Annotated in this window: 25 protein-coding genes, 1 tRNA gene and 1 pseudogene; 15 read left to right on the top strand and 12 right to left on the bottom strand. The window is 66.5% G+C overall.

Translation table 11 applies throughout. The annotated features are described in order from the left end of the window. Positions 1 to 105: 105 nt before the first annotated feature. On the top strand, positions 106 to 600 hold the full coding sequence (locus HLH25_RS12995; RefSeq protein WP_182974455.1) for a flavin reductase: 495 nt from the start codon (positions 106 to 108) through the stop codon (positions 598 to 600). A gap of 27 nt (positions 601 to 627) precedes the next feature. Beyond that, complete coding sequence (locus HLH25_RS20565; RefSeq protein ID WP_259654544.1) at positions 628 to 753, top strand: hypothetical protein; 126 nt, start codon at positions 628 to 630, stop codon at positions 751 to 753. 9 nt (positions 754 to 762) lie between these two features. Here the strand turns inward: HLH25_RS20565 and HLH25_RS12990 are convergent, their stop codons facing one another. Genes HLH25_RS12990 through HLH25_RS12980 form a run of 3 tightly spaced genes read right to left on the bottom strand, consistent with a single transcriptional unit; the run spans position 763 to position 3,382 of the window. Continuing rightward, positions 763 to 1,578 carry a metal ABC transporter permease gene (locus HLH25_RS12990; RefSeq protein ID WP_182974454.1) on the bottom strand — a complete coding sequence of 272 codons (816 nt, stop codon included), beginning with the start codon at positions 1,576 to 1,578 and terminating at the stop codon, positions 763 to 765. A 23-nt stretch (positions 1,579 to 1,601) separates the two neighbouring features. Next, entirely contained in the window at positions 1,602 to 2,444 is an 843-nt protein-coding gene (locus HLH25_RS12985) for a metal ABC transporter ATP-binding protein (protein WP_246402211.1), read from the bottom strand. Continuing rightward, complete coding sequence (locus tag HLH25_RS12980) at positions 2,441 to 3,382, bottom strand: metal ABC transporter solute-binding protein, Zn/Mn family (protein WP_310889100.1); 942 nt, start codon at positions 3,380 to 3,382, stop codon at positions 2,441 to 2,443. Before HLH25_RS12980 ends, HLH25_RS12985 begins: the two co-directional genes overlap by 4 nt. Positions 3,383 to 3,534: 152 nt before the next feature. Here HLH25_RS12980 and HLH25_RS12975 point away from each other — a divergent pair, with 152 nt between their 5' ends. From HLH25_RS12975 to HLH25_RS12955, 5 genes are all read left to right on the top strand, one after another. Continuing rightward, the gene (locus HLH25_RS12975; protein WP_182974453.1) at positions 3,535 to 4,026 is read left to right on the top strand and encodes a transcriptional repressor; all 492 of its coding nucleotides are present in this window, start codon (positions 3,535 to 3,537) and stop codon (positions 4,024 to 4,026) included. A gap of 110 nt (positions 4,027 to 4,136) precedes the next feature. Beyond that, positions 4,137 to 4,850 carry a hypothetical protein gene (locus HLH25_RS12970; RefSeq protein WP_246402206.1) on the top strand — a complete coding sequence of 238 codons (714 nt, stop codon included), beginning with the start codon at positions 4,137 to 4,139 and terminating at the stop codon, positions 4,848 to 4,850. A 20-nt stretch (positions 4,851 to 4,870) separates the two neighbouring features. After that, a complete protein-coding gene (locus HLH25_RS12965; protein WP_182974451.1) occupies positions 4,871 to 5,869 on the top strand; it encodes an asparaginase in 999 nt (332 codons plus the stop codon). An 18-nt stretch (positions 5,870 to 5,887) separates the two neighbouring features. Beyond that, on the top strand, positions 5,888 to 6,385 hold the full coding sequence (locus HLH25_RS12960; RefSeq protein ID WP_182974450.1) for a peptide deformylase: 498 nt from the start codon (positions 5,888 to 5,890) through the stop codon (positions 6,383 to 6,385). A gap of 86 nt (positions 6,386 to 6,471) precedes the next feature. Further along, on the top strand, positions 6,472 to 6,855 hold the full coding sequence (locus tag HLH25_RS12955; RefSeq protein ID WP_182974449.1) for an AAA family ATPase: 384 nt from the start codon (positions 6,472 to 6,474) through the stop codon (positions 6,853 to 6,855). A gap of 11 nt (positions 6,856 to 6,866) precedes the next feature. Here the strand turns inward: HLH25_RS12955 and HLH25_RS12950 are convergent, their stop codons facing one another. The 7 genes and pseudogenes from HLH25_RS12950 to trpB form a co-directional block, all read right to left on the bottom strand. Continuing rightward, positions 6,867 to 7,184, bottom strand: a complete 318-nt coding sequence (locus HLH25_RS12950; RefSeq protein ID WP_182974448.1) for a hypothetical protein — start codon at positions 7,182 to 7,184, stop codon at positions 6,867 to 6,869. 159 nt (positions 7,185 to 7,343) lie between these two features. After that, a complete protein-coding gene (locus HLH25_RS12945) occupies positions 7,344 to 8,309 on the bottom strand; it encodes a nucleoside hydrolase (RefSeq protein WP_182974447.1) in 966 nt (321 codons plus the stop codon). 146 nt (positions 8,310 to 8,455) lie between these two features. Further along, positions 8,456 to 9,769: a bifunctional folylpolyglutamate synthase/dihydrofolate synthase gene (locus tag HLH25_RS12940; RefSeq protein ID WP_182974446.1), complete on the bottom strand. Its 1,314-nt coding sequence runs from the start codon at positions 9,767 to 9,769 to the stop codon at positions 8,456 to 8,458. An 8-nt stretch (positions 9,770 to 9,777) separates the two neighbouring features. Further along, positions 9,778 to 10,653, bottom strand: coding sequence for an acetyl-CoA carboxylase, carboxyltransferase subunit beta (accD, locus tag HLH25_RS12935; RefSeq protein WP_182974445.1), 876 nt, complete (start codon positions 10,651 to 10,653; stop codon positions 9,778 to 9,780). A 185-nt stretch (positions 10,654 to 10,838) separates the two neighbouring features. Then, positions 10,839 to 11,174, bottom strand: a pseudogene (locus tag HLH25_RS12930) (hypothetical protein); the annotation flags it as partial. 6 nt (positions 11,175 to 11,180) lie between these two features. Then, complete coding sequence (gene trpA, locus HLH25_RS12925) at positions 11,181 to 12,002, bottom strand: tryptophan synthase subunit alpha (RefSeq protein WP_182974444.1); 822 nt, start codon at positions 12,000 to 12,002, stop codon at positions 11,181 to 11,183. Beyond that, on the bottom strand, positions 11,999 to 13,252 hold the full coding sequence (trpB, locus tag HLH25_RS12920) for a tryptophan synthase subunit beta (protein WP_310888881.1): 1,254 nt from the start codon (positions 13,250 to 13,252) through the stop codon (positions 11,999 to 12,001). The genes trpA and trpB overlap by 4 nt, the downstream gene beginning before the upstream one ends. A 172-nt stretch (positions 13,253 to 13,424) precedes the next feature. Between trpB and corA the strand changes: the two genes are divergently transcribed. Both corA and rho read left to right on the top strand, forming a co-directional pair. Then, positions 13,425 to 14,399, top strand: coding sequence for a magnesium/cobalt transporter CorA (gene corA, locus HLH25_RS12915; protein WP_182974443.1), 975 nt, complete (start codon positions 13,425 to 13,427; stop codon positions 14,397 to 14,399). 228 nt (positions 14,400 to 14,627) lie between these two features. Further along, on the top strand, positions 14,628 to 15,938 hold the full coding sequence (gene rho, locus HLH25_RS12910; RefSeq protein ID WP_182974442.1) for a transcription termination factor Rho: 1,311 nt from the start codon (positions 14,628 to 14,630) through the stop codon (positions 15,936 to 15,938). Between the two features lie 202 nt (positions 15,939 to 16,140). On the opposite strand, the gene HLH25_RS12905 is transcribed toward rho, so the two are convergent. Further along, positions 16,141 to 17,112, bottom strand: a complete 972-nt coding sequence (locus HLH25_RS12905; protein WP_182974441.1) for a quinone oxidoreductase family protein — start codon at positions 17,110 to 17,112, stop codon at positions 16,141 to 16,143. Positions 17,113 to 17,147: 35 nt separating this feature from the next. Further along, positions 17,148 to 17,621, bottom strand: a complete 474-nt coding sequence (locus tag HLH25_RS12900) for a methylated-DNA--[protein]-cysteine S-methyltransferase (protein WP_182974440.1) — start codon at positions 17,619 to 17,621, stop codon at positions 17,148 to 17,150. Positions 17,622 to 17,753: 132 nt separating this feature from the next. Here HLH25_RS12900 and mnmE point away from each other — a divergent pair, with 132 nt between their 5' ends. From mnmE to HLH25_RS12870, 6 genes are all read left to right on the top strand, one after another. Then, positions 17,754 to 19,076 carry a tRNA uridine-5-carboxymethylaminomethyl(34) synthesis GTPase MnmE gene (gene mnmE / locus HLH25_RS12895; RefSeq protein ID WP_182974439.1) on the top strand — a complete coding sequence of 441 codons (1,323 nt, stop codon included), beginning with the start codon at positions 17,754 to 17,756 and terminating at the stop codon, positions 19,074 to 19,076. Between the two features lie 14 nt (positions 19,077 to 19,090). Beyond that, positions 19,091 to 20,953, top strand: a complete 1,863-nt coding sequence (gene mnmG, locus HLH25_RS12890) for a tRNA uridine-5-carboxymethylaminomethyl(34) synthesis enzyme MnmG (protein WP_182974438.1) — start codon at positions 19,091 to 19,093, stop codon at positions 20,951 to 20,953. Then, on the top strand, positions 20,953 to 21,585 hold the full coding sequence (gene rsmG / locus HLH25_RS12885; RefSeq protein ID WP_182974437.1) for a 16S rRNA (guanine(527)-N(7))-methyltransferase RsmG: 633 nt from the start codon (positions 20,953 to 20,955) through the stop codon (positions 21,583 to 21,585). The genes mnmG and rsmG overlap by 1 nt, the downstream gene beginning before the upstream one ends. After that, entirely contained in the window at positions 21,551 to 22,393 is an 843-nt protein-coding gene (locus tag HLH25_RS12880; RefSeq protein ID WP_343065498.1) for a ParA family protein, read from the top strand. The genes rsmG and HLH25_RS12880 overlap by 35 nt, the downstream gene beginning before the upstream one ends. Further along, positions 22,390 to 23,283: a ParB/RepB/Spo0J family partition protein gene (locus tag HLH25_RS12875; protein ID WP_182974436.1), complete on the top strand. Its 894-nt coding sequence runs from the start codon at positions 22,390 to 22,392 to the stop codon at positions 23,281 to 23,283. Before HLH25_RS12880 ends, HLH25_RS12875 begins: the two co-directional genes overlap by 4 nt. An 85-nt stretch (positions 23,284 to 23,368) precedes the next feature. Continuing rightward, a tRNA-Lys gene (locus HLH25_RS12870) sits at positions 23,369 to 23,444 on the top strand. The last annotated feature ends 6 nt before the right edge of the window (positions 23,445 to 23,450 follow it).

The following is a 23,450-nucleotide window of genomic DNA, read 5'->3' as shown; positions in this document are numbered from 1 at the left end:
GATGGTACGTTCCTTCCGTTTTCCCTGGCGTGATACTATGCCAGAACCATCAACGGTGAAGATGTCGGCCCTACGGGAATGGACGACGGCAGGAAGGGCGCGGACATGAGTGTGGATTCCCAGACCTATCGGGACGCAATGGCGCGGCTGGGCGCGGCGGTCAGCGTGGTCACGACCGGCACGCTGGAGGACCCGGTGGGCTTCACCGCCTCTGCGGTCTGTTCCGTCAGCGACGCCCCGCCCACGCTGCTGGTCTGCATGAACCGCGCCTCGCGCGCCCGCGCGGCGTTCCATACCGGCGGGGCGCTGTGCATCAACGTGCTCTCCGCCGGCCAGCGCGACATTTCAGGCACCTTCGCCGGCCCGATGGACATGTACGAACGGTTCACCGTCGGCCACTGGACAACGCTGGCCACCGGCGCCCCGGCGCTGGAAGAAGCCGTGGCCTCCTTCGACTGCCGGATCGACCGGATCGTCGAAGTCGGCACCCACAGCGTCATGTTCGGCGTGGTCGAAGCCATCCGCATCGGCGAGCCGGTGGGCGGGCTGGTCTATTTCAACCGCGCCTACCACGTCCTGCCCCACAGCCACGACCACTGACCGCCCGCCCTCCGGAGGACCCATGCGATGTCCGCACACCGCCGCCTGAAACCGCCGCCCGTCATCACCGGTCCGGTGCTGCTCGCCCTGCATGCCGGGCTGGGGGCGACCCTGGCCCTGATGGCATGGTGGTGCTGGTCCCTCCCGTCCTGAACCCGCCGTTCAGGCCGGGTCGGCGCCGGCCCCCCGTTCGGTAAACCGCCACGCACCCGCCGCCAGATAGGCAACGGTGCTCAGCGCGCTGATCCAGAACGACGCCGGGCAGTCGGTCCACCAGGACAGGGCCAGCCCGCCCCAGCCCGCCCCGATCGCCAGCAGCACGGACAGCACGATCCCCCATCCCGGCGTCGCCGTCAGGCGCTGCGCCGTCGCCGCCGGCCCGACCATCAGCGCAAAGACCAGCAGCACGCCGGTAATCTGCACGCATTCCGCCGTCACCACCGCGACGATGGCCAGAAAGACGGTGGAGACCAGCCGCAGGTTCACACCCCGCGCCTCGGCCGTCTCGGGCTGAAGGCTGGCGAACAGCAGCGGCCGCGACAGCGCCGCCATGGCCAGCACGCACCCCGCGCCCAGCACCAGCAGCCACCCCAGCATCGCCCGGTCCACCCCCAGCACATTGCCGAACAGCAGCGCCGTGGCACGGGTGGCGGATGTCGTTAGAAAATGCAGGAACAGCAGCCCGCAGCCCAGCATGCAGGACAGGACCAGCCCGATCGTGACATCCCGCCCCTGCGTGGTGCCCCGTCCGCCCAGCCCCATGGCCACCCCGGCCAGAACCGTGGCCCCCATCAGCCCCCAGAAAGGCGGCATCCCCACCAGCAGCGCGCCCGTCGCGCCGGCAAAGCCGACATGCGACAGCGCATGGCCGGCAAAGCTCTCGCCCCGCAGCACCATGAAATAACCGACCAGCCCGGACAGGATCGCCACGATCCCCGTCGCGGCAAAGGCATGGCGCATGAATTCAAAGGCGAACATGCCCGGTTCCTACTCCCGCCCGCTCACGACTGAACCACTCCGTCGGCCACCACAAAGATGCGCCCGTTCGCCCGGATCACCTCGACCGGCACGCCATACAGCGCGCTCAGCACCGGGCTGGTCACCACCTCGTCCACCGTGCCCAGCCGCGCCGCCCCGCGCCCCACATACAGCACCCGGTCCATCACCCCCAGCAGCGGGTTGAGATCATGGGTGGAAAACAGCACCGCAATGCCAAGCTGGCGGCGGATGCGGTCCACCAGCGCCACCACTTCGCGCGCGCGATGCGGGTCCAGGCTGGCCAGCGGCTCGTCCAGCAGCAGCAGCCGGGGCCGCCCCAGCAGGGCCTGCGCCAGCAACAGCCGCTGGCGCTCGCCGCCCGAAAGATGGTCGATCGGCCGGCGGGCCAGATGCATGGCCCCCACCAGATCCAGCACCCGGTCGATCTCCATCGCGTCATGGCGGCGATGCCGGCCGGGCCGCCAGTCGCAGGGCAGGCCCCACCGCTCGCCATGCAGGGCGGCGGCAATGAAACTGCGCCCGTCCAGGCGCGGCGCGGAACGCGCCGGAAATTGCGGCAGATAGCCGATATCGTGGTTGCCGCGCCCCACCGGCCGGCCAAAGACCGCAATCCGCCCGGCCGATACCGGCACCACGCCCAGAATGGCGCGGATCAGGCTGCTCTTGCCCGCCCCGTTCGGCCCCAGCATGCCGACAAAGGCCCCGGCCGGCACGGTCAGGCCAACATCGGAAAGGATCGTGCGCGCGCCGATGCGCAGCGTGACCTGCGCCATATCCACCGGCGGCATGGCGGCCGCTTCCGGCCCAGGCGCCGGGCCGCCGCAGCACGCACCGTGCCCGTTCATGTCGGCCCCCCAGGCGGAGCATGGGCCAGCGCCTGATCCAGACGATCCAGCATCCCGGCGATCCAGTCCTGATAGCGCATGCCGGGCGGCAGGCTCTCGCCGACATGCAGCACCGGAATCCCGGCGCCCTGCGCCAACTGCTCCAGCCGGTCGGTGGCCGGCCCCGTCGTCTGCTCGTTCAGGATCAGCATCCGCACCCGCCGCTCCGTCAGGTCCCGCTCGAACCCGGCGACCTCCGACGGGCCGGGGTCGGTGCCGTTCATCACCGCGCGCTGAAAATCCCCGTCATGCATCGTCAGCCCGATCTGGCGCGTCATCAGGCCGAAAATCGGTTCGGACGCGGCAACCGGCACCCCATGATAACGCGCCCGCAACCGGTCGATCCGCTGTTGAAGCGGCCCCAGCGCGTCCAGAAATTGTTGCAGACGCTCCTGCACCGCCGCCCGGCGATCGGGAAGGATCGCGCCGCAATCGGCGGCAAACGCCGTCGCGACGGCGCGGACCATCGCCAGATCGTACCAGAAATGGGCGTTATCGCCGTCCCGCCAGCCAACCAGCGCCGCCACGTTCAGCACCACCGGCCGGCCGGCATTTCCGCCCCCCTCCATCAGCCGGTCGAGCCATCCGTCATATCCCCCGCCATTGGCGATCACGATCCGCGCGGCACCCAGCCGCCGCCCATCCATCGGGCTGGCCTCGAACGCATGCGGATCAGTCGCAGGGTTGGTCAGAATGCTGCTCACCGCCACATCCGCCCCCCCGACCTGACGCGCGATATCGCCCCACACCGCTTCGGCGGCCACAACGGCAATCGGACTGCCGGCATGGGCCGGCCGCGCCCCCGACACCACCAGCATGACAGCCATCAGCCACGCGCAGATCAGGCGCACCACGCCCGAACGGGAACCACGAAGGGGGAATATAAGGTCAGCAGACACGCGGGAGGCCGTCAGCAGGAGGGTTGGCAGGTCAAGACACGTTATAATGTAACATATTTGGAGCCTTCATATAACGCGCTTTCCGGCGTATGGAAACCAGGGAGCCGCGCGGGCGGCATCTCTGGACAGATCGGGGGCATGGCGCGGCAGGCATGGCGGCAACGATTTTCGCCGAAAAGACCGAGACTCGGCTGGATAATGCCGAGCGCTTGTGCGCCGCGCATGGGTCGCGGCTGACCGATCTGCGGCGCCAGGTGCTGGGCCTGGTGCTGGAGGCCGCGCGCCCGGTCGGCGCCTATGACCTGCTGGACGGCTTGCGCGCCGACAAGAAGGGCGCCGCCCCGCCCACGGTCTATCGCGCCCTGGATTTTCTGCTGGAAGAGGGGCTCATCCACAAGATCGAGCGCCTGTCGGCCTTCGTCGGCTGCACCCACACGCTGGATGGCAGTCATGCCGAAGCCGGCCATCCTCACGCGGCGCAGTTTCTGATCTGTACCGGCTGCGGTCAGGTGACCGAACTGGACGATCACGGCATCCTGCACGCATTGATAGACGCCACGCGGCAGATCGGCTTCACGGTGCATCATTCGACCGTCGAGGCCGAAGGGCTCTGCGCCGCCTGCCGCGACGCCGCAACGGCATAGGCACGACGGACGATTTCAGACATCACGGGCGAACGGCACGACTGAGGATTATGGTGAGAAACGGCTACAGGGTCAGGCCGACCGGCCTGACGACCCGGAATGCGGAACGCATGATCTTCCGGATCGACGATATCCAGGGCCGCCCGCGCGCCCGGATCGCGGCAAAGGACGGCCCCCAGGCCCTGGCGCTGTTCTGGCGGCGGCGCGGCCGGCATATCCTGGCCGAAAGCCTGCCCGACCCCGACCCCGTAGCCACCCTGCGACGGAATTTTGCCATGGCACGCATCCTCCCGGATACCGCCGAACTGCCGCTGCCCGAGCCGGTGCCCGCCCGTGCGGCCACCCACCCCGCACCCCGCCGCCCCCGCGCGCCCCGCCCGCTGCGCGACGAGGCCGAAACCGGCCAGAACGACCTGTTCACATCGCCGCTCCCCGCCCCCCCGCCGAAGGTCGAGCCCCCGCCCCCCCGGCGGCAGGTCACGCATCTGGACGCCGAGACCCTGCAACTGGCCCGCGTCCATTATCGCGGCCTGCAAGCGTCCGACCCCACCGACAGCTATCTGTACCACATCACGACCAACGAAAATGCCGAAGCCATGCTCCGCGACGGCGTGATCATGAGCCGCCGCCACCCCCTGCTGCTGACCGAGCGCGGCGGCGTGCCCTACTGGCTGTCCCTGCTGGCCGACGACGACGATGCCAGCGAAGCCGATATCGCCGTGCTGCGCATGAAGCGTTTCATGATCGACGACCTGGTCGAGGACGATCCGGATTCGACCCGCAGTTCGGGCAGCCCGAGCTACTTCCTGACCGGCAACACCTGACCCCCGAGGACGACGCCCCAATGGACACAGCAATCGCCGAGATCGAGCGCGGCGGCCGCGTCGAATCCCGCCATGCCGGCACGGCCGTGGTGGTGGACGCCGATGGCGATGTCGTGTTCGCGCTGGGCGACATCGCGCTGCCGACCTACCCGCGCTCGGCGGTCAAGGCTTTCCTCGCCCTGCCGCTGGTCGAAAGCGGCGCCGCCGAGCGGCTGGGCCTGGATGACGAGGAACTGGCACTGGCCTGCGCCTCGCACAACGGCGAGCCCGCGCATGTCGCGGTCGCGGCGCGGATGCTGGGCCGGGCAGGGCGTCATGTCTCCTGCCTCGAATGCGGCACCCACTGGCCGACGAACGCCGACGCCGCCCACGCCCTGGCCCGCTCGGGCGGGGCACCCAACGCCCTGCATAACAACTGCTCCGGCAAACATGCCGGCTTCATCTGCCTGGCCTGCGACCGCGACGAAGACCCGGCCGGCTATATCCAGCCCGCCCACCCGATCATGCGCGAGGTCACGGCCGCTCTGGCCGACATCACGGATGCGGCGCACGGCGAAGACAATCGCGGCATCGACGGCTGTTCGATCCCGACCTACGCCATCCCGATGCGCGCCCTGGCCCACGGCTTCGCCCGCTTCGGCACCGGCCACGGCCTGGGCCGCGAACGCGACCGCGCGGCGGCACGGCTGCGCGCCGCCGTGGCCAACGCCCCCTTCATGGTCGGCGGCAGCGGCCGCTTCGACACGGTACTGATGCAGGCGCTCGGGCCGGCCGTCTTCAGCAAGATGGGGGCAGAGGGCATCATGGCCGCCAGCCTGCCCGAACAGGGTCTGGGCATCGCGGTCAAATGCCATGACGGCGCCCCGCGCGCCGCCGAAGTCGCCATGGCCACCCTGCTGATGCGCTTCCTCGGCCCCGAAACCCGCGACCACGCCGTGCTGCGCGACCTGGCAACCCACGATATCCGCAACTGGAACGGACTGACGGTCGGCCGCGTCCGCGCCGCCCCCTTCCTCTGACCCTGGGGAGGCGTCGGAATGCCCGCGCGCCCGATCGTCCTGTATCCCGACCAGCGCCTGCGCCAGGCGGCCGAGCCGGTCACGCAGTTCGACGCCGCGCTTCGCACACTGGCCGCCGACCTGTTCGACACGATGCAGGCCGCGCCCGGCATCGGCATCACGGCGCCGCATATCGGCGTGGCGCTGCGCGTCGTGGTGCTGGACCTGCGCGACACATCGGGCGCGCGCACCTACGTCAACCCGGAAATCATCTGGGCATCCGACGAGACGATCCGGCATGAGGAAGGCAGCGTTTCCATGCCCGGCGTCACCGAACAGATCGAACGCCCGGCCAGGGTCCGCGTACGGTACCAGGACCTCGACGGTAAAGAGCAGATCGAAGACTCCGATGGCCTGCGCGCAATCTGCCACCAGCACGAAATCGACCAGTTGAACGGCCTATTCTGGATACAGCGCCTCTCCGCCCTGCGACGCACCCGGCTGATAGCCCGTTACGAAAAGATCAGGCGCGCCTGAACAGCGGCTCGGGAAAAACCTGACTGGCGAACCGCCTGAAGCGACATTTCGCAATCCCCGCGATCGAACTCGATGCCCTGCATTGGATGCCCGGAGGCTTCAACCTCCGCCGTCCCCCCGATGACGCGAAAGAGGCGGTACAAGCCGCCGCCAGGGAGGACGGATGGATTATCGAAGGTGTCTTTGGCTGGCTGGCCCGGCAAGCCCTGCCGCGCGCGACAATCCTTGTCTGGCTCGTGCTTCCCGAGGAAGAATGCATCCGTAATCTCATCAACCGCCCCATCAAAAGCGGAGAAGATCCGGACGCGCGCTCAGCCCTGCTTCAATGGTGTTCGGAATACCGGACACGCACGAACGCCAACTCCTATGCCGGACACCGGGATATCCATGAGGCATTTACCGGCGAAAAACATCGCCTGTGCACGCGCGATGAAATCGAAACCTTTCCATCCACCGTCAATCGCGGTTGAAATGTCCCTCGTCAGAGGTCGATAGGTTCAAACTGCGCGAACATATCGCGGCTTTCCGGCAATTCGTTCAAAGGCACATAATCGCAGACAACAGCATAATGTTCCCACATCGCCAGAACGTCCGGATGGGCGTGGGCTGTATGAATAGCGCCATCATGCCATTCGAAAATCTCGACAATAACGCCGTCTCGGGAGCGCATGGTCAATGCTGGACGATCCGTAGCCAGCCCAAGGCGGCGAAGGGCCGTCACATGATGACGGGTGAGTTCCAAAAGAGCCTGTTCCTGACCGGGCTTTGGCCGATAGGCTACGATCACCATCTCACCCATTCATATCTCCATGCGCCCCGGAGAGCATATCTCCTTTTTCTGAAGAAAAAGGAGCAAAAAGACTTTTATCCGTTCAGGAACATTGCCTGTCGCCAGCACAAAGCCCCCGAACGAAGACCACGATCGCCACCTCACCTGACCGCCAGCCGACACAAACCGTCACACGATGAACGTATCCGCATACAGCGCCAGCACACCGCCCACATCGACATCCACCGCCACGGCACATGACGGCGCGCCATCCCAGGCCGGGGCGGGCGCGCCGGGCACACCAACGGGCTTCTGAATCGTCTGTCCATCGGCCAGCCCACCGCACACCACCCGGACCGGCCCATGCCGCAGCGTAAACAGATGCGGCGCCATAACCTGGATCACCGCCAGACTGTCATGGGCGAAAATGCCGGCCAACCCGCGCGAGCGTTCGTGAAAGCCCTGATAAAAACGCGACACCGCCCGCAGAAAAGCCCCATCCGGCCCGCCCCGCTCTTCCAGACGGTCCAGATAGGCGGCATCCATCACCACCTGCTGCGTCACATCCAGCCCCAGGATCGTAACCGTCCACGGCGCGGTCATCACCAGGTCCGCCGCCTCGGGGTCCGACAGGATATTGGCTTCCGCCACCGGCGACACATTGCCGCTATGGCCATGCGTGCCGAACGCACCCCCCATCAGGCTTACACCCGCCACCAGTTCCGCAATGCCGGGGTCATGCCGCAGGGCCAGCGCCAGATTGGTCAGCGGCCCGATGGCGATCAACGTCACCTCATGCGGATGGGCGCGCACCATATCCACGATCACCTGCCACGCAGGGCGCGGATCGATCGTACGCGCCAGATGCGCCGGCGGCGTCAGATCGCCCAGCCCACCCGCCCCATGCACATGCGGCACGCCGGCCCCCGCCGGGCGCACCAGCGGCGTAGCCGCGCCCATCGCCACAGGCACATCCAGTGCCAGCCGCTCGGCCAGCCACAGCGCGTTGCGCGTTACGGTGCCGATGTCCAGATTGCCATGCACCGTGGTCACGGCCAGCAGGTCGAATTCCGGCCGCCGGGTCAGGAAACACAACGCCATCGCATCGTCCACGCCGGGGTCAGTGTCGAAAATAACCTTGTGGCGATGTGTCATGGAGCAGCCTTCAAGAATGTTCTTTTTTGAAAAAAAGAACCAAAAAACTTTGATTCGATCAGGGACATCGTATGTCCCCAGCACAAGGCTCCCGAGCGAATGAAAGTCTTTTTGCTTCTTTTTCTTCAGAAAAAGAAGACCCTACCTCACTTCGCGACCCAGCCGTCCTGCGCCAGGACAACCCCCGCCAGATACAGGCTGCCGCAGATCACCACCCGCCCCGGACCATCCGCCTCGTCCGCCAGACGCGCCAGCGCCGCCCGCACGGTAGGGCCGGGAATGGCACGCCCCGAAGACGCCGCCACGATCGCCTCAACCGGCAAGGCCAGATGCTGCCCCGGCTCCGCCACCGCCTGAACGCTGGCGGCACGTTCCAGCAAAGGGGCCAGAAAGCCCGTGGCATCCTTGGTCTGCTTCATGCCGACGACCAGATGAACCGGCCGGTCCGACCAGCCGACCAGCATGTCGGCCAGCGCGTGGCCGGCACCGGGATTATGCCCGCCATCCAGCCACATTTCCCAACCCGGCGGCAGCAGGGCGGCCAGCGCGCCATCCAGCCGTTGCAGGCGGGCCGGCCATTCGGTGCGGGCGATGCCCGCCCACGCGGTTTCCGGCACCGCCAACCCGCTGGCCCGCAGCGCCGCCACCGCCAGCCCGGCATTATCCACCTGATGCGCCCCCGGCAGGCCAGGAGCCGGCAGGTCCAGCACGCCCCGCGCGTCCGTGTAACGCACGCCGCCCGCCACTGGCATGATCTCCCAGTCCTCGTCGCGCACAAGCAGGCGCGCCCCGCATTCCACCGCCCGGGCACGCAGAACCGCCATGGCGTCGGGCGCCTGATAGCCGGTCACCACCGGCACACCAGCCTTCATGATTCCCGCTTTCTCGGCAGCGATCGCGGCCAGACTGTTGCCGAGAAACGCTTCATGATCCATGGAAATCGACGCAATCGCGCAGGCGGCAGGCCGGGCCAGAACATTGGTGGCGTCGAAACGCCCCCCCAGCCCGACCTCGATCACCGCCAGACGGGCAGGATGCCGCGCGAACAGCACGAAGCCGGCAGCCGTCAGCACCTCGAACACCGTGATCGGCGCACCATCGTTGACGCGCTCGACCTCTTCCAGCACCGCCACCAGTTCGTCGGTCGAGACGATGCGGCCGGCAACGCGAAAGCGCTCCGTCACGTCCACCAGATGCGGCGAGGTCATGACATGCACCGGCCAGCCGGCAGCCTCGCCGATGGCTCGCAGATTGGCGCAGGTGCTCCCCTTGCCATTGGTGCCGGCGACATGGATCACCGGCGGCAGATGGTTTTCCGGATGACCCAGCCGCCCCAGCAGAGCCTCCAGCCGGCCCAGCGACAGGTCGATCAGGGCCGGATAAAGCTGGTTCAGCCTCTCCAGAACAGCCCCGGCACGACCGACGAATTCCGGCCCCAGCATCGTCGGCGAACTGCTCATCGGCGCGGTCAGGCTGCCGGGCGGAGCGGCGCCGCGACCTGCTGATGGTTCAACAGGCCGATCAGGCGGCCCAGCATGGCCGGCAGGTCGGCACGCTTGGTCACCATGTCGATCATGCCATGATCCAGCAGATATTCCGCGCGCTGGAAGCCCTCGGGCAGTTTCTCGCGCACCGTATCCTCGATCACACGCGGGCCGGCAAACCCGATCAGGGCGTTCGGCTCGCTGATCTGCACATCGCCCAGCATGGCGAACGAGGCCGTAACGCCGCCGGTGGTGGGGTTGGTCAGCACGACGATATAGGGCAGTCCGGCATCGCGCAGCATCTGCACCGCCACCGTGGTGCGGGGCATCTGCATCAGGCTGATCATGCCTTCCTGCATGCGCGCACCGCCCGAAGCGGTAAAGACGATCAGCGGCGCCTTCTGTAGGATCGCCAGCCGCGCCGCCGCCACGAAGCCTTCGCCCAGCGCAGCCCCCATCGTACCGGCGATGAATTCGAACGCCATCACGGCCACCACCGCGTCGTGCCCGCCGATCTTGCCGTGGGCCACCGCCATGGATTCATCAAGCTGCGATTTCGCGCGCTCGTCCTTCAGCCGGTCGGTATAGCGCTTGCGGTCGCGGAACGAGAGCGGATCGACCGCAACCTTGGGCAGGTCGATCCGCGTGCAGGCCCCCTCATCGAACGTCCAGGCAAAACGCTCGCCCACCGTCGCGCGCATGTGATGACCGCAATGCGGACAGACATTCAGATTTTTATGCAGATCCTTCACCAGAATCATCTGGCTGCACGATTCACAGTTGGTCCACAGATTGTCCGGCACCTCGCGCTTGAGCAGACCGCGGATCTTGGGGCGGACGTAATCGGTCAGCCAGCTCATCACATCACTCCATCACACACGGCGCACAGCGGCGACCAGAAACCCGCCTTCTTACAAGCAGGGTACCAGAAAGGCCAGATGGTTCTCTCAATGCCGCCGGGCAAGCGCAAAGCCCGGAGAATTCAGGCCGGTACCGCCAGAAAGCGCGCGACATCCAGCGTGAAGCTGCCGTCTTCCTCTACCCCGCCCAGCAAGGACATCCATTCCGCCACCGCACAATCGCGCACATGCGATACGTCCCGCAGCAGTTCCAGCGTCTGTAGCCAGCTATCAGCCAGCGCGGACAGAGGTGCCGTCACGTCGATGAACAACGCGCAGCCCAACGGAGCCAGCACACGCCGCGCCTCGCGCAACCCCTTGCCCGCGACCTGTCTTTCGATTGCCTCAAGGTCGGCACCCTCGGCATGCACGGCACTGGTCACGTAATCGGGTGCGCGGGTGCCGTAATGCTGGGCGGCGTAGGGTTGGGTCGAGGCGCTGCCCCGAACCCCGCCAAAGGCCGGCGGCCTTTGGAAACCGATTTCTTATCAGCGCGCCGAACGGACGGCCTTTGCGAGGTCCGAGAGTTGCGCCAGCACACGCGGCAGGGTGTCGGGTGTCGCGCGGCCTTCTTCGTCCAGCGAGTCTTCCAGCGTGGCGATCAGCGCCGAGGCCACCACGGCGGCATCGGCGGCACGAACGGCAGCGGCGGCCTGCTCGGGCGAGCGGATGCCAAAGCCGATGGCCACCGGCAGATCGGTCGCGGCGCGCAGGCGCGGCAGGGCGGCCGCCAGTTCGTCGCTGCTGGCGGTGCGCGTACCCGTCACCCCCGTGATGCTGACATAATAGATGAAGCCCGAGGCACTGCCGCACACCATGGGCAGGCGCGCATCATCGGTGGTCGGCGCCACGAGGCGAATGATATCCAGCCCGGCCGCCCACGCCGGCCCGTCCAGCAGATCGGCTTCCTCGGGCGGCATGTCGACGACGATCAGCCCGTCCACGCCCACGCGGGCCGCATCGGCACAGAAACGAGCATGGCCATAGGCTTCGATCGGGTTCAGATAGCCCATCAGGATGATCGGCGTATCGGCATCGTCCTCGCGAAACCGGGCGACCATCTCCAGCACGCGCACCATGCTGGCACCCGCCTTCAACCCCCGGCGCGCCGCCAACTGGATGGTCGGACCATCGGCACTGGGGTCGCTGAACGGCACACCGACCTCGATCAGGTCGGCACCAGCCCCCGGCATGGCGCGCAGCAATGCGAGCGAGGTATCGTAATCCGGATCGCAGGCCTGCAAATAGGGGATCAGGGCGCCACGTCCCTGCGCCTTCAGGGCCGCGAAGCGGCGGGCGATGCGGCTCACAATGTCACTCCCAGATGCGCGGCGACGGTAAAGATGTCCTTGTCTCCCCGGCCGGAGATATTCACCACCAGCAGCGTCTCGGGGCTGAGCGTGGGGGCGATGACGGCCACATGCGCCAGGGCATGGGCGGCTTCCAGCGCCGGGATAATGCCTTCGGTCCGCGTGCAGAGCTGGAAGGCCGCAAGCGCCTGGTCGTCGGTCGCGCCGACATATTCCACGCGCCCGATCTCGGCCAGCCAGGAATGTTCCGGCCCGATCCCAGGGTAATCCAGACCGGCACTGATCGAATGCGCCTCGTCGATCTGCCCGTCTTCGTCCTGGAGCAGATAGGTGCGATTGCCATGCAGCACGCCCGGCCGCCCCCGCAGGATCGAGGCCGCGGTCTCGCCGCTATCCAGCCCCCGGCCGGCGGCCTCGACGCCGACCAGACGCACCGACGGGTCATCGAGGAAGGGGTGGAAGATGCCCATCGCGTTCGACCCGCCGCCGATGGCCGCCACGATCACATCCGGCAGGCGCCCCTCGGCTTCCTGCATCTGCACGCGGGTCTCATCCCCGATCACCGACTGAAAATCGCGGACCATCTGAGGGTAGGGGTGGGGTCCCGCCACGGTGCCGACGAGGAAATAGGTGTCGCGCACATTGGTCACCCAGTCGCGCATCGCCTCGTTCATCGCATCCTTCAGCGTGCCGGCACCGGAGGTCACGGCCACGACCTCCGCCCCCAGCAGGCGCATGCGAAACACGTTGGGCTTCTGCCGCTCGACGTCGGTGGCGCCCATATAGATGGTGCATTTCAGCCCGAACAGCGCGCAGACGGTGGCCGTGGCAACGCCGTGCTGGCCGGCCCCCGTTTCGGCCACGATACGGCTGCGGCCCATGCGCCGGGCCAGCAGGATCTGGCCCATGACGTTGTTGAGCTTGTGCGAGCCGGTATGGTTCAGTTCCTCGCGCTTCATATAGATGCGCGCGCCGCCCAGTTCCTCGGTCAGGCGCCGGGCGAACCAGAGCGGGCTGGGGCGACCCACATAATCCTTCAGATAATAGTCCAGTTCCGTGCGGAAGGCGGGGTCGGCCTTCGCCGCCGCATAGGCCGCGTCCAGTTCCAGGACCAGGGGCATCAATGTCTCGGCCACGAACCGGCCGCCAAAGATGCCGAAACGGCCGCGCGGGTCCGGCCCGGCGCGCAGGCTGTTGGGCAGCGTCTCCGCTGCGCCGCGTTCCGTTCCGCTGCTGTCTGCTGCGCTCACGTCGTTCTCCGGACCCGATTAGATGCAGGATATCGGGTGTTCTGGACCGCATGACGGAAAATTACCAGCCTCGTCTCGTCACGCCCAGATAGAGAGGCCGGGGTGATTTGACACACGCCGTGGGTCCACCGATACGGGGAATAAGGCGGGGAAGCGGAGAAAGACAGCATCCATGTTTGTTGCCCATTGTCCCGGTCAGCCGCCTCGGCCGATCGTTACCGATGCCGATGCCACCGGCATCGCCTGGCTGGATCTGCTGGACCCCACGCCGGATGAACAGGCCCAGGCAGCCAGGATTACCGGCCAGCGCATCCCGACCCGCGCCGACCTGGAGGAAATCGAGAGTTCCTCCCGCCTATTCATGGAAGATGACGCCGTTTACCTCTCAACGCCTCTGGTCCGGCGCGTGCAGGACGATTTCTTCGTCTCGCCGGTCGGCTTCGTGCTGATGCGCGACAGGCTGCTGACGATCCGCTTCACCGAATTTTCCTCGTTCGACCTGATCGCGAAGCAGATCGCCGGCAGCAAGGAAAGCTACAGCGGCGACGAGGTCTCGGTCCTGCTGCTGGAAGCGGTGGTCGATCGCATGGCCGATATCCTCGAACATCTGGGCCAGTCGCTGGATACGCTGTCGCGCGACGTGTTCCAGGCCGACCAGCCGCGCCAGGCCGGCCGGGCCGACCAGATGCTGCGCACGCTGCTGCGCCGGGTGGGCCGATCGGGCGACCTGGCCTCCTCGGTTCGTGACAGCCTGCTGGGCATGGAACGGATCGCAATCTTCGTGAGCGAGAACAAGAAGCACGACCTGTCCGAAAAGCTGCGCGACCGGATGAGCACGGTCGCGCGCGATATCGTGTCGCTGAACGATTTCGTGTCGCAGATCTCCAACAAGGTCCAGTTCCTGCTCGATGCCACACTCGGCTTCATCAGCATCGAGCAGAATAACGGCATGAAGATCCTGACCGTGGTCAGCTTCATCGGGGTCGCGCCCACGCTGGTCGCCGGCATCTACGGCATGAATTTCCACGATATTCCGGAACTGAGCTGGAAATACGGCTACTGGTATTCGCTGGCGCTGATGGCTGCGTCGATCGTCGTTCCGCTGTTGTGGTTCTGGCACCGGGGCTGGCTGGCGCGGGGGCGCTGAAAGCGCCATTTGCACAGCAGCACCGTCAGTGTCTTGACCGTTGCCTGAAATTCTCTTACCATGTCGGCGTCTCCGGTAAACTTTCGTTCGCCGGTTGCTCCCTCCGCATGGAACGTTGTTGGCCGTTTTCCGGTTTGTCCGGGTTTTTCTGGCAGGCGCACCGATGCGCTGATATCCAGGCCGATCGTTTCCCCCCCTTCTATGACCTGCCCATTCAAGGCAACCTGAATGCATCTCGCCGAACTCAAGGCCAAAACTCCTGCGGACCTTCTGGCGTACGCCGAAAGCCTGCAGATCGAGAACGCATCATCCCTGCGCAAGCAGGACATGATGTTCGCTATCCTCAAGACCCTCGCCGACAACGACCAGGCCATCCATGGCGAGGGAACGCTGGAAATCCTGCCCGACGGGTTCGGTTTCCTGCGCTCGCCCGAGGCGAACTATCTGCCCGGTCCGGACGACATCTATATCTCTCCCAGCCAGGTGCGGCGCTTCGGCCTGCGGACGGGCGACACGGTCGAAGGGCAGATCCGCGCCCCACGCGATGGTGAACGCTATTTCGCGCTGCTGAAGGTCAACACCATCAATTTCGAGCCGCCCGAGGCGGTCCGTCACCGTATCAATTTCGACAATCTGACGCCGCTCTACCCCGAGCGCCGGCTGAAGATGGAAGTCGAGAGCGACGCGGTGGGCGGCGAGATCGAGAAGCCCGGCAAGGGCGGCAAAGGCAGCAAGGGGCAGACCAAGGATTTCACCCCGCGTGTGATCGACCTGGTCTCGCCGATCGGCATGGGCCAGCGCGCCCTGATCGTCGCCCCGCCGCGCACCGGCAAGACCGTGATGCTGCAAAGCATCGCCTCGTCCATTTCCGCCAACCATCCGGAAGTCTTCCTGATCGTGCTGCTGATCGACGAGCGGCCCGAGGAAGTGACCGACATGGCGCGGTCGGTGCGCGGCGAGGTCGTGTCCTCGACCTTCGACGAACCCGCGACCCGGCACGTCCAGGTGACGGAAATGGTGCTGGAGAAGGCGAAGCGGCTGGTCGAGCACAAACGCGACGTGGTCATCCTGCTGGATTCCATCACCCGTCTGGCGCGCGCCTACAACACCGTCGTCCCGTCATCGGGCAAGGTGCTGACCGGCGGTGTGGACGCCAACGCCCTGCAACGCCCCAAGCGCTTCTTCGGCGCGGCGCGCAATATCGAGGAAGGCGGCTCGCTGACCATCATCGCCACCGCGCTGATCGATACCGGCAGCCGCATGGACGAGGTGATCTTCGAGGAATTCAAGGGCACCGGCAACTCGGAACTCATCCTCGACCGCAAGCTCGCCGACAAGCGCACCTTCCCCGCCATCGACATCACCAAGAGCGGCACCCGCAAGGAAGAATTGCTGGTCGAACGCTCGGAACTGTCGAAAATGTGGGTCCTGCGCCGCATCCTGGCGCCGATGGGCACCATGGACGCGATGGACTTCCTGCTGGACAAGCTGAAATACAGCAAGACCAACAGGGATTTCTTCGACGCGATGAATACCTGAAGACAGGAAAGCAGGGGCCGGAGCAATCCGGTCCCTCTTTTTTCATGCGTGAACGCTCTTCCGTTCTTTTTTGAAAAAAAGAACCAAAAAACTTTTGAACATTCAGATTGCGTCCTGAAACAAAGGCCAATCCACCATACCGACCCAAAACGAATAAAAGTCTTTTTGCTTCTTTTTCTTCAGAAAAAGAAGGCCCTCCTCCTCAAGGCAACAGGATCGTACTCCCGATCGTCGTCCGGGACTCCAGCGCCGCCTGCGCCGCCCCCGCATCGGCCAGGGCAAAACGCTGACCGATCCGCACCGACAGCACCCCCTGCATGATCAGATCGAACAAATCCCTGGCCCCGGCCAACAATGCCGGGCGCTGCGCGAAATAGGTCGTCAGCCCCGGCCGCGTCAGATACAGGCTGCCGCGCGTCGCCAGCATGCCGACCGAAACCCCCGTAACCTCGCCCGATGCGTTCCCGTAGCTGACCATCAACCCGCGCGGCGCCAGGCAATCGAGACTGGCAACGAACGTATCCTTGCCCACGCTGTCATAAACCACCGGCACCATGGCACCGTCGGTCAGCTTGCGCACCCGCGCCGCCAGATTATCGTGCCCGACCAGAATATCCGCGGCACCGTTCTGCCGCGCCAACTCCCCTTTTTCCTCGGTCGACACCACGCCGATCACCCGCACCCCGAGATGCCGCGCCCACTGGCACAACAGCAGACCCACGCCCCCGGCCGCCGCGTGAACCAGAATCGTCTCGCCGGCACTGACGGCCCGAACCCCGCGCAACAGCATATGCACGGTCAGGCCCCGCAACATGCAGCCGGCCGCGACTTCGAAAGGAATATCCGGCGGCAGCGGCACGACACGATCGGCCGCAATGGTCCGGCATTCACCATAACCGCCCAGTGCCGTGGGATAGGCCACCCGATCGCCGGGTTGAAAATCGGTCACGCCCGCGCCGGCGGCCATGACGACACCAGCCCCCTCCATCCCCAGGATGGCCGGAAAAACGGGCACCTTGTACAGACCGGTGCGGAAATAGATATCGATGTAATTGACGCCAATCGCCTCCTGCCGGATCAGGATCTCCCCCCGGCCGGGAACCGGCGTAGGCAGCGTTTCCAGTTGCAGAACCTCGGGGCCGCCATAGCCGTGAATGCGAATTGCCTTATACATCGCCTGCTTCCTTGCTTCTGTTCTGTCCGGCCGTCTCAGGCGTCCTGGCGAGCCACGCCAGGGATCTGGGCTCCCTCCAGTTCCAGCAGGTAAATCTTGTCCGTCACCCCGCCATCGCCCGAATACCCACCCAGCCCCTGGGTCGCGACGACACGATGGCACGGGATCAGGATCGGAATCGGATTGGCTCCATTGGCCTGGCCGACGGACCGGGGCGACCCGCCGACCTGCTCCGCGAGGTCGCGATAGGTGCGGGTTTCACCCGGCGGGATCGCGCGCAGCGCCTGCCACACGGCCTGACGGTACGGCGTGCCATACGGCGCCAAAGGCAGGTCGGCGAAATTATCCGCCGCACCGTCGAAATAGGCGTCGAGCCGATCGCAGGCCAGCCGCAGTAACGGCGTCTCGTCCTGATCGCGCCCCCAGCCCCAATCCAGGGCGACGATCGCGCCGTCTTCCTCGGTCAGGGTCAGATCCCCGATGGGAGAGTGCATCGAAAGCTGCGGCATACCGGTCGTCGTCCCTTTTGATCCTGTATCCCGCACCATATCGGGACTGTCTGGTATTCTGTACCCTTCCGCCACAGGTTGCGACATGCAAGAGCACCGACCGGACGCCCGATGACGACAGGAACAGACACGATGCCCTCCGAACGGACCCAACCCGATGCGCCGATCTTTGCCCTGGCCAGCGGGGCAGGGCGCGCGGCCATCGCGGTCATGCGCCTGACCGGAGCGGGATGCGGCGAAATCCTGCGCCATCTGTGCGGCACGCTGCCGACACCCCGCCGCGCCACGCTAAGCGGATTGCGGCATGCCTCCGGCGACGCCGCGCCCATCCTGCTGGACCGCGCGCTGGTGCTGTGGTTTCCCGGCCCGAACAGCTATACCGGCGAGGACAGTGCGGAACTCCACCTGCATGCCGGCCCCGCCGTCATCACCGCCGTGGCCGACGCACTGGTCGCACTGGGCGCCCGACCGGCCGAACCGGGCGAATTCACCCGTCGCGCCTTCATGAACGACCGCCTGGACCTGATTGAGGCCGAAGGCATCGCAGACCTGATCGACGCCGAAACCGAAGCCCAGCGCCGGCAGGCTCTGGAACAGGCCGACGGTACGCTAAGCCGCCTGTATGACGAATGGGCAACCCGGCTGCGCACCACCCTCGCGCATCAGGAAGCCCTGATCGACTTCCCGGACGAAGACCTGCCCCCCGAAATCGAGCAGGCATTGCTGAACGAACTGCGCGCGCTGACCCACGAGATGCGCGCCCACCTGGACGATGGCGGACGAGGCGAGCGGCTGCGGCGCGGCCTGCTATTTGCCATCGTCGGCGTGCCCAATGTCGGCAAATCCAGCCTGCTGAACACACTGGCCGACCGCGACGTGGCCATCGTCTCGCCCCGCGCCGGCACCACCCGCGATGCCATCGAGGTCCGGGTCGTGCTGGGCGATGTCCCCGTCACCCTGATCGACACCGCCGGCCTGCGCGAGACCGAAGACGAGATCGAAGCCGAAGGTGTGCGCCGCGCCCTGTTTCACGTGAAACAGGCCGACTGCGTGATCGGCATGTTCGACGGCGACACGCCCCCCGCCGATCTACCCGCCAACGCGATCCTGGTCCGCAACAAGATCGACCTGACCCCCACGACGAAAAGCCCCCATGGCGCCATCGCCATCAGCGTCCATGACGGCACGGGCTTGGCGCAACTGACCGAAATCCTGGCCGACCGCGCCCGTGCATTGACGGCGGCGCAAGCCGGCCCGCCGCTGACACGCGCGCGCCATCGCGCCGCGATCGAAGAAAGCGCTAGCCATCTGGCCGCCGCACTCGATATGCACTGGCCAGAGATGCGGGGCGAGGACATGCGGCTGGCCATGCGTGCCCTGGGGCGCCTGACCGGAGCCGTCGGAGTCGAGGATCTGCTGGATACCGTCTTCGGCCAGTTCTGCATCGGCAAGTAAGGGAGCGAACAAAGGTGACTGGCGAATACGATGTCATCGTCATTGGCGGGGGACATGCGGGGTGCGAGGCCGCGGCGGCATCGGCCCGATGCGGCGCGCGCACGCTGCTGCTGACGCACCGGCGGGACACGATCGGCGCCATGTCCTGCAACCCCGCGATCGGCGGCATCGGCAAGGGCCATCTGGTGCGCGAGATCGACGCACTGGACGGACTGATGGGCCGCGCCGCCGACCGGGCCGGGATTCATTTCAAACTGCTGAACCGCTCCAAGGGCCCGGCTGTCCACGGCCCGCGCGCACAGGCCGACCGCTCGCTCTATCGCCGCGCCATCCAGGACCTGCTGGCCGAAACCGAAAACCTGGATATCGCCGAAGGCGGGGCAGGGGACCTGATCGTCGATGCCGATGGACAGGTGGCCGGCGTGGTGTGCGAAGACGGGCGCCAGATCACGGCCGGCGCTGTGGTGCTGACCGCCGGCACCTTCCTGCGCGGCGTGATCCATATCGGCCATGAAAGCCACCCGGCCGGCCGGGTCGGCGAGGCCCCGGCCCAGGCATTGGGCGAACGCTTGCAGGCGCTGGGCCTGCCCATGGGCCGACTGAAGACCGGAACACCCGCCCGGCTGGACCGCACCACCATCGACTGGGACAACCTGGCGGAAGACAAGGGCGACACCAACCCCGAGCCCTTCAGCCGCCTGACGCGCACGCTCGACAACCCGCAACTCTCCTGCCGGATCACCGCCACCACGGCGCAGACCCATGCGCTGATCCGCGCGCACCTGCACCTCTCGGCCGTCTATGGCGGTGCGATCGCGGGGCGCGGCCCACGCTATTGCCCGTCGATCGAAGACAAGGTGGTGCGCTTCGCCGAACGCGACAGCCACCAGATCTTCCTCGAACCCGAAGCCCTGCCGGGCAATGAAGGCGGCGATCTGGTCTATCCCAACGGCATCTCCACCAGCCTGCCGGCCGATATTCAGGAGCAGATGATCCATTCCATCCCCGGCCTGGAACGCTGCCGCATCGTGCGGCCCGGCTACGCGGTGGAATATGATTACGTCGATCCACGCGCCCTGAGCCCCACGCTGGAACTGACAGCACTCCCACGCCTGTTCCTGGCCGGCCAGATCAACGGCACCACCGGCTATGAGGAAGCCGGCGCACAGGGGCTCCTGGCCGGGCTGAACGCGGCCCGCCGCGCCGGGGGCGGGCAGGGCGTAACCCTCGATCGCGGCACCGCCTATCTGGGCGTGATGATCGACGACCTGACCACCCAGGGCGTGTCGGAGCCCTATCGGATGTTCACCTCCCGCTCCGAATACCGGCTCAGCCTGCGGGCGGACAATGCCGATCTGCGCCTCACCGGGCTGGGCATCGGCTGGGGCTGCGTGGGGGCCGAGCGCACGCGCCTGTTCGAAGCCGATCGCACCGCCATCGACACCGCGATGCAGCGCGCGGAGCAGGACAGCTTCCTGCCCGACGGATTGCAGCAGGCCGGCATCACAGTCTCGGCCGACGGACGCCGGCGCACGCTGCTGGACGTTCTGGCAACCGCCGCCACGCCGGAGCAGATAGCGCGGGTCGCCCCATGGTTTGCCGACCTCGCACCCCGTATCCGCCGCCATGTCGAAACCGAAGCCCGCTATAGCGGCTATCTGGTCCGACAGGCGCGCGAGATCCGGCAATTGGAGGCCGAAACCCGCATCACCCTGCCGCCCGACCTCGACTACCGCCATATCGGCGGCCTGAGCAGCGAGATGCAGGAGCGCCTGGCCACCGCCCGGCCCGCCAGCTTCAGCGCCGCCCAGCGCATCCCCGGCGTCACCCCCTCGGCGCTGATGGCGCTACTCGCCCATATCAAACAGGTCGCCTGATGTTTCACGTGAAACCCGAACCCCGCGCCGACCTGCCGGGCGACCTCGGCCCGCGCCTGGACCGCTTCGCCGAGATCCTGACCCGCTGGAACAGCCGCATCAATCTGGTCTCGCCGCGTGACCTGCCACATCTATGGGACCGCCATATCGCGGACTCGCTGCAACTGGCATCGCTGATCCCCCCCGGCGGCGTGCGCCTCGCCGACCTGGGGTCGGGCGGCGGCTTCCCCGGCCTGATCATCGCCATCGCCACCGATGCCCACGTCACGCTGATCGAATCCGACCAACGCAAGGCGGCTTTCCTGCGCGAAGCCGCACGGGCCGCCGGCGCGCGCGTCACCGTACTGGCCCGGCGGATCGAAGAGGTCGATATCTCGCCGGTGCAGGTCGTCACCGCCCGCGCGCTGGCCGCCCTGCCGCAATTGCTGGACTGGAGCAGCCGCCTGCTGGCGCCGGATGGTTTTTGCCTGTTCCTGAAAGGCAGAAATGTCGACGATGAGTTGACCTCGGCCGCCGCCGACTGGCACATGGCAATATCCCGATTGCCTAGCCGCACCAACGCGGACGGTACCATTCTCAAACTGGGTGAAATCACGCGTGCCAGACACTCAGAACGCGCAACGGGCTCCTGACGCCACGCGCGCTTCCTGCATTCTCGCCCTCGCCAACCAGAAAGGCGGCGTGGGCAAAACAACAACGGCCATCAATCTGGCCGCCGGACTGGCCGATCGCGGCCTGTCCGTCCTGCTGATCGACCTCGACCCGCAAGGCAATGCCTCGACGGGCCTGGGCATCGGTTACGACGCCAGGCGACAGGGCACCTACGCCCTGCTGATGGACGATGTCCCGATGGCCGACCTGGCCCAGGACACCGAAATTGCCGGCCTGAAGATCATCGCCGCCGATACCGAACTCGCGGGCGCCGAGCTGGAACTGGTCATGACCGACCGTCGCGAATTCCGCCTGCGCGATGCCATCACCCGCGCCGGCAACGATTTCGACGTGGTCCTGATCGACTGCCCCCCCAGCCTGGGCCTGCTGACGCTGAACGCGCTGGTGGCGTCGGACGGCGTGATCGTGCCGCTGCAATGCGAATTTTTCGCGCTGGAGGGCATCAGCCAGTTGGTCCGCACCGTCGATCGCGTGCGCCGCGCCTTCAATTCCGACCTGCATGTCGCGGGCATCGTGCTGACGATGTACGACCGGCGCAACAACCTGTCCGAACTGGTCGCCGCCGACGCCCGCAGCTTCTTCGGCGAGCAGGTGATGGAAACACTGATTCCGCGCAACATCCGCATCTCCGAGGCCCAGAGCCACGGGCGTTCGGTCATGGCCTATGACGGCCGGTCCAGCGGTGCCGTCGCCTATCAGGCCCTGGCCGATGAGGTGATCGCCCGGAGCGGTCTGAAGACACCCAAAAAGAAGAAGGCGCGGGCATGAGCACCAAGAAAGAGCAATCACGTCCGCGCCTCGGCCGGGGCCTCGCAGCCCTGCTGGGCGATCAAGCCCCCGCCGCCATCGCCCGCGTCTCAGGCCGCACGGAGCAGGACCGCACCGGCACGCTGGGGGTCGACCAGTTGGAGCCCGGCCCGTTCCAGCCGCGCCAGGCGATGGAGCCCGAAGCCCTGGCCGAACTGGCGGATTCAATCCGCACGCGCGGCATCCTGCAACCGATCCTGGTCCGCCCGCATCCCGAGCGCGAAGGCCATTACCAGATCATCGCCGGCGAACGCCGCTGGCGCGCGGCCCAGATCGCGGCATTGCATGAAGTCCCGGTCCATATCCGGGCGCTCGATGACGGCGACGCGATGGCCGCCGCCCTGGTCGAAAACCTGCAACGCGCCGACCTAAACGCCGTGGAAGAGGCCGAGGGCCTGCAACGGCTCCTCCAGGATTACGGCCTGACGCAGGAGGAACTTGCCGGGGCGCTGGGCAAATCGCGCTCACACGTCGCCAACATGGTGCGGCTTCTCAACCTGCCGCAGCCCGTGCGCGCCGCCCTGCGCGACGGCCAGTTGACGGCCGGCCACGCCCGCGCGCTGCTGGGCCACCCCGATCCGGTCGCGGCGCTGAAGACGGTGCTGGAGCAGGGGCTGAATGTCCGCCAGACCGAAGCCCTGGTGCAGAAAGCCGTCCGCCAGCCCACGAAGCCAACCCCGGCCGAGACCGCCGAACCCAAGAACCCCGAAATCCAGGTTCTGGAACGCGACCTCACGGCACGGCTGGGCCTGAAGGTCCAGATCTCGTTCGACGGGCGGGGCGGGGCAATCCGCATCCTCTATCAATCGCTTGATCAGTTCGATACCGTGCTCGCACGCCTGAACGGCTGAGAATGCAGGACATTTTTTCAATAAAACCGCTTGCCCTCCATCCGCCACGCTGTTAGAAGCGCGTCACCCGAGAGGGACACTCCATGGGCGCATAGCTCAGTTGGTAGAGCAGCTGACTCTTAATCAGCGGGTCCAAGGTTCGAGTCCTTGTGCGCCCACCATGGAGC

The sequence above is a fragment of the Gluconacetobacter dulcium genome, from assembly GCF_014174165.1.
In the GTDB taxonomy this organism is placed as follows: Bacteria; Pseudomonadota; Alphaproteobacteria; order Acetobacterales; family Acetobacteraceae; genus Gluconacetobacter; species Gluconacetobacter dulcium.
This window is presented reverse-complemented; position numbering and strand designations above follow the sequence as displayed.